The following is a 5,446-nucleotide window of genomic DNA, read 5'->3' on the forward strand; positions in this document are numbered from 1 at the left end:
CGCGGCGCCGGGACGGGGGCTGCGCGCCGCCGGGGCGGCGCACGGTCGGAATGGCGATCGGGATGCCGTCAGGATGCCGTCAGGACTTTGGGGCTGGTGATGGCGCAGTCCGCCGCGGTGGCGCTCACGCCGAGCAGGCGCACCTGGTCCTGGCCAGTGACGCCGGGAACGGTCGAAAACAGCGTGGTGGAGGAGGTGCCCACCACCTTGCCGCCGTTCTTGAAGCTGCAGGTGACGATGATCTGGTCGATCACCTGAGTGGAATTGTTCTTCACCGACACGGAGATGAAAGCGCCGCCGCCGTCCGAGCGCACCTTGTCGGTGGTCAGGATGAGGCCGGCCGGATCGGCGGCCGCGCCGCCGGCGAAGGCGGCCATGGCTAAGGTCGGGACGGCGGACGCAAAGCGCAGCTTCTGCCTCATATCTGTGCCCCCAGATGCTCGGCCACCGTGAAGATGTCCTTGTCTCCCCGGCCCGAGAGATTCATGACCATCAGATGGTCCTGCGGCCGCTCGGTGGCGAGTTCCAGAACCTTCCCGAGCGCATGCGCGCATTCGAGCGCCGGGATGATGCCCTCGAGCTTCGAGCAGATCTGGAACGCGGCCAGCGCCTCGGAATCGGTGCAGGGGATGTAGGTGACCCGGCCGATGTCGTTGAGCCAGGAATGCTCGGGCCCGATGCCGGGATAGTCGAGGCCGGCGGAGATGGAATGCGCCTCGGCGATCTGCCCGTCGCCGTCCATGAGCAGATAGGTGCGGTTGCCATGCAGCACGCCCGGCTTGCCGCCGGAGATGGAGGCGGCATGCTGGCCGGAGGTCAGGCCGTGGCCCGCCGCCTCGACGCCGAACATCTCCACCGAGGGATCGTCCAGGAACGGATGGAACAGGCCCATGGCGTTGGAGCCGCCGCCCACCGCCGCGATCAGGCTGTCGGGCAGGCGCCCCTCCGCCTCCATGATCTGCGCGCGGGTCTCGCGGCCGATGATGGACTGGAAGTCGCGCACCATGGCCGGATAGGGGTGCGGGCCGGCGACGGTGCCGATGCAATAGAAGGTGTCGTGCACGTTGGTGACCCAGTCGCGCAGCGCCTCGTTCATGGCGTCCTTGAGGGTCTTGGAGCCGGACTGCACCGGCACCACCTCGGCGCCCAGCATCTTCATGCGGAACACGTTGGGCTTCTGCCGCTCCACATCCACCGCGCCCATATAGACCACGCACTTCAGGCCGAAGCGCGCGCAGAGCGTGGCGGTGGCGACGCCGTGCTGGCCGGCGCCGGTCTCGGCGATGATGCGGTGCTTGCCCATGCGGCGCGCCAGCATGATCTGGCCGAGCACGTTGTTCACCTTGTGGGAGCCCGTGTGGTTCAGCTCCTCGCGCTTGAAATAGATCTTGGCGCCGCCGTCCTTGCCGGCCTTCTGCGCGACCTCGCGCAGATATTCGGTGAGGCGCTCGGCGTAATAGAGCGGAGAGGGGCGGCCCACATAATGGGCGAGATAGCCGTCCATCTCCGCCTCGAAGGCGGGATCGGCCCTGGCCGCCTCATAGGCCTTCTCCAACTCCAGGATCAGCGGCATCAGCGTCTCGGCGACGAAGCGGCCGCCATGGATGCCGAAATGGCCGCGCTCGTCGGGACCGGTGCGGAAGGAGTTGGGGGCGTTCACGAAACCTCGGCTCTTCTCAAGAGGATACGGTTGCAGCGGCCGCGTCCCTCGCCGCGGCTGCGCTGCGCGCCGCCGCCACGAAGGCACGGATCTTGTCCGGCGACTTGATGCCGGGAGCATCCTCGACGCCCGAGGAGACATCCACGCCATCGACCCGCGCCGCCGCAAGGGCTTCGGCCACATTGTCCGCGTCAAGCCCTCCGGAAAGCATGGCGGGGCAGGAAACGTCAAGGCCGGCGAGCAGGCGCCAGTCGAACGGACGCCCGTTGCCACCGGGCAGCACGTCGCCGGGCGCGGGCTTGGCGTCGAACAGGAGGCGGTCGGCGACCGCTGCGAAACCTCGAACCCCCGCCAGGTCTTCCCGCCGCGCGACGGGCAGCGCCTTCATCACCGGCCGGCCAAAAGCGGCGCGGATGGCGGCGACCCGGGCGGGGCTCTCGGAGCCGTGAAGCTGGAGGATGTCGGGATCGAGCGCGGCGACGAGAGCGGCGAGCGTCGCATCGTCCGCATCCACCGTGAGCGCCACCTTCAGCGCCCGGGCGCCCACCTGCGCGGACAAGGCGGGCAGCTCGGCGATCGACAGGTGGCGCGGGCTCTTGGCGAAATGCACGAAGCCCACGAGATCGGCGCCCGCCTCCAGCGCCGCCTCCAGCGTGGAGGCAGTCCGGAGGCCGCAGATCTTGATCTCGATGCCCATGATGTTCCGAAACGTTGGGGCGCGGGCCGGTGCGGCGCCGCGCCGGTGCCCCTCAGGCGGTGAGGCGGGTGAACTGTCCTCCCTTGCGGAAGCGCCAGAGATAGGTCGGCAGAACGGTGGCGAGCGCGGACGGGGCGACGCCGAGGCCTTCCAGCGTCAGGCCGGCCTTCATCGCGGCCTCGCTCACCACGTTGTCGGCGCGCAGCATCGCCACCTGATCGCGGGTGAGCGGCGCGCCGGGCGCCCAGTCGGTCAGGTAGGCCATGAAATGCGCGAGGCCGAAGGGGAGGTCGATCAGCAGCCGCTTGGCGGCGATCTCGTGCAGCATCAGCTCCATCAGTTCCCGGAAGGTGCGCACCTCCGGCCCGCCCAGCTCGTAGGTGGCGCCGGCCTTGGCCTTGCCGTCCACGGCCGCGAGCACCGCCTGGGCGAGGTCGCCCACGAACACCGGCTGGAACTTGGTCACGCCGCCGCCAATCAGCGGCAGCGCCGGTGAGACCTGCGCCATGGCGGCGAAGCGGTTGAAGAATTCGTCCTCCTGGCCGAACACGATCGACGGCCGCATCACCACCGCGTCCGGCATCAGCTCGCGCGCGGCGGCCTCGCCCTCGGCCTTGCTGCGGCCGTAAGCGGATGGGGATGAGGCGTCGGCGCCGATGGCCGACATGTGGACCAGCGGCGCCCCCACCGCCTTCGCGGCGGCGGCGATGGTGCGGGCGCCGAACACATGGACGGCATCGAAGCTCTGCCGGCCGCTCTCGGCCAGCACGCCCACCAGATTGACGATCGCCTCGGAGCCCTCCGCCGCGCGCGCCACGCTGTCGGGAAAGCGCACATTGGCCTGGCTGACCTGGATCTGGCCGACGAAGCCGAGCGGCTGGAGGAAGCCGGCGAGGTCGGGACGGCGCACCGCGACCCGCACCCGGTAGCCGCGCTTGGCGAGCGCGCGCACAACGTGGCGCCCGAGGAATCCCGAGCCGCCGAACACCGTCACGAGGCTGTCGCTCACCGGACGATCGGTCACCGCCACATCGCTCATGCCATTACCCTCGTTCGGGCGGCGCCCGCCGCGTCGCATCCGGCCCAGCACATACGCGAAGGCGCCCTTGGCCGTAAAGCGTCCACGTGGTCGCGCGGCAGGTCGCCGGAGCCCTACATGTATATATAGAGAGAAAGGCGCCGCGGCCCAGGCCGGCCGACTTGGGGAAACGCGGCGCTGCGCGGCCATCCGTATTGACGGCGCGCCGCTTCCCCCCTATAAGCCCGGCACTTCGCAGGCGGCCAACGCTGCCCGCGTGTTCACCCATTCCAGCGCAGGGCATCAGAGCTGCAAGGGCTCGCACCGCCATTTGCGCGAAACGACAAGGATGGCCGATGGCCAATACGCCTTCCGCCAAGAAAGCGGCCCGCAAGATCGAGCGCCGCACCGATGTGAACCGTGCGCGCCGCTCCCGCGTGCGCACCTTCCTGCGCAAGCTGGAAGATGCCATCGCCGCCGGCGACGCCACCCAGGCGCAGGCTGCGTTCCAGGCCGCCGAGCCGGAGCTGATGCGCGCCGTGACCAAGGGCGTGATCCACAAGAACACCGCGTCCCGCAAGGTGTCGCGCCTCGCGGCACGGGTGCGCAAGCTTTCCGCATGAGCGGTAAGTAGATAGATAAGTCAATAATTCTGACTTTTGGAAAAAAGGCCCGATTTATCGGGCCTTTTTCTTTGCGTGCAGCCGGAGCGCGTGGTCGGGCCGGCGACGAATCTCGGCGGGGCGTCTGCGTCAGGGGCGCGGCCGCGTCAACCCGGGCGGATCGTGCGGCCAAATATTGGCGGCCTGCGACCGTCCCGGACCGATCAGGAAAAGAATTGGACGCTGAACCACTTATGGGCCAAGCGCGCGCGGCGGCCCGCGGCGCCTTTTCTTGGCTGTATCATCTTGCCGGCTTCCGGCGATGGCCCTCGTCGCGTGCCGCGCGCGCATCCGCTTCGAATCTCATTGGCGGCACAGAGGTTTGCCGGCTGATGGAAACGCTGCAACACCGGGCGGCCCTGCGACCCTTGTACCCGTTATCCCACGCCACGGGGAAAGGCGTTGCACCCCCAACGGGGCCTGTGTATGTTCGACCTCACTCCCGGAGCGACACCGGGTGTTCACCGACAGGCCAAAGGTTTTCACGCTCTTCGTGGAAGAGGAGGGGTGTATCATGTCCTATCGCATTGATATAACCCCGACGTGCGGCGTGCCCTTCCACTCGCGTGTGCTACCGATAGCTAAAATTGTGCTCGGGATGGACGTGTAAAGTTCTTCTAGAGCAACCAAAGAACATAAACATTACTCTTGAAATTCCAATGGTCCGCACGGCGCCCTGCGCCTGCGGCGGATGGGGCGGCTATGACTTTAGGCACCGAAATGGCACAAGGCGTGGCATCCTTCGCTTCCCTCAAGCCCTTTGCGTGCCTGGTCCCTCCCGCCTTCCGATCCCGTTCCGTGGCCACGCCGATTGCGGCGTCGCCGTCGGGGTCGCCGATGAGCGCCTGATGCCGCGCTGACACTGTCGGCGCCGTTCGGGCGCCGCGCCTTCACCACAACCTTCGCGCGATGGCTGCGCAGCCCGCTTCCGGGCGCGACCGGCCGTCCCGTCTCAACCAGGGAGCCGCATCATCTGCGGCCGGGACCTCTATGTTCAAGTCGCACAATTCCGATGGATCCGAGCCTGGCAAACGCCCGTTCCGGCCGGGCCTCGCCGACGCGGTGGGCGTGGATGCGGGGGGCAGCCAGTGGGAGCGCGTGCGCCAGCGCCTGCATGAGGAGTTTGGCGAGGAGAAGTACACCAGCTGGTTCGTGCGCATGGAACTGGAGGCGCTCAAGAGCGACCTGGTCCAGCTGTCCGTTCCCACGCGATTCCTGAAGTCCTGGATCCAGGAGAACTTTCTGCCGCGGATCACCGATCTGTGGGCCGAGGAGAGCGGCGTTGCGCGCCGCATCGACCTCGCCGTGCGCAGCGCGGTCAACCGCACCATTCCGCTGAAAGGCCACCGAGCCCCGCGAGGCGGTGAGCGAGCGCACGGCGGAGCCGCGCGCCGCGGCCTCCGCGCCGG

6 protein-coding genes are annotated in these 5,446 nt (G+C 68.3%); 2 read left to right on the plus strand and 4 right to left on the minus strand.

The window, feature by feature from the left end; all coding sequences use genetic code 11:
• Window positions 1-68: 68 nt before the first annotated feature.
• From AC2W7M_RS19005 to AC2W7M_RS19020, 4 genes are read right to left on the minus strand one after another with little or no spacing between them, the layout of a single operon-like run.
• Entirely contained in the window at window positions 69-377 is a 309-nt protein-coding gene (locus tag AC2W7M_RS19005) for a hypothetical protein (RefSeq protein ID WP_486134064.1), read from the minus strand.
• 41 nt (window positions 378-418) lie between these two features.
• Window positions 419-1,660 (minus strand): tryptophan synthase subunit beta, encoded by a 1,242-nt coding sequence (gene trpB, locus AC2W7M_RS19010; protein ID WP_486134066.1) that lies wholly within the window; start codon window positions 1,658-1,660, stop codon window positions 419-421.
• A 16-nt stretch (window positions 1,661-1,676) separates the two neighbouring features.
• Window positions 1,677-2,357 (minus strand): phosphoribosylanthranilate isomerase, encoded by a 681-nt coding sequence (locus tag AC2W7M_RS19015; protein WP_486134068.1) that lies wholly within the window; start codon window positions 2,355-2,357, stop codon window positions 1,677-1,679.
• Window positions 2,358-2,409: 52 nt separating this feature from the next.
• A complete protein-coding gene (locus AC2W7M_RS19020; protein ID WP_486134070.1) occupies window positions 2,410-3,396 on the minus strand; it encodes a complex I NDUFA9 subunit family protein in 987 nt (328 codons plus the stop codon).
• 335 nt (window positions 3,397-3,731) lie between these two features.
• On the opposite strand from AC2W7M_RS19020, the gene rpsT reads away from it, so the two are divergent.
• Together rpsT and AC2W7M_RS19030 are read left to right on the plus strand one after the other, a co-directional pair.
• Window positions 3,732-3,998, plus strand: a complete 267-nt coding sequence (rpsT, locus tag AC2W7M_RS19025) for a 30S ribosomal protein S20 (protein ID WP_486134072.1) — start codon at window positions 3,732-3,734, stop codon at window positions 3,996-3,998.
• A 1,137-nt stretch (window positions 3,999-5,135) separates the two neighbouring features.
• The coding region (locus AC2W7M_RS19030; RefSeq protein WP_486134073.1) for a DnaA N-terminal domain-containing protein at window positions 5,136-5,446 on the plus strand (311 nt) is incomplete at its 3' end.

The organism is Xanthobacter sp. BG11Y11_SDJG (assembly GCF_057364445.1).

Excerpts from the sequence above, each read along its gene's own strand:
- AC2W7M_RS19005 (WP_486134064.1), bottom strand. The coding sequence starts at position 377 with ATGGCCGCCTTCGCCGGCGGCGCGGCCGCCGATCCGGCCGGCCTCATC.
- AC2W7M_RS19015 (WP_486134068.1), bottom strand. The coding sequence starts at position 2,357 with ATGGGCATCGAGATCAAGATCTGCGGCCTCCGGACTGCCTCCACGCTG.
- AC2W7M_RS19020 (WP_486134070.1), bottom strand. The coding sequence starts at position 3,396 with ATGAGCGATGTGGCGGTGACCGATCGTCCGGTGAGCGACAGCCTCGTG.
- rpsT (WP_486134072.1), top strand. The coding sequence starts at position 3,732 with ATGGCCAATACGCCTTCCGCCAAGAAAGCGGCCCGCAAGATCGAGCGC.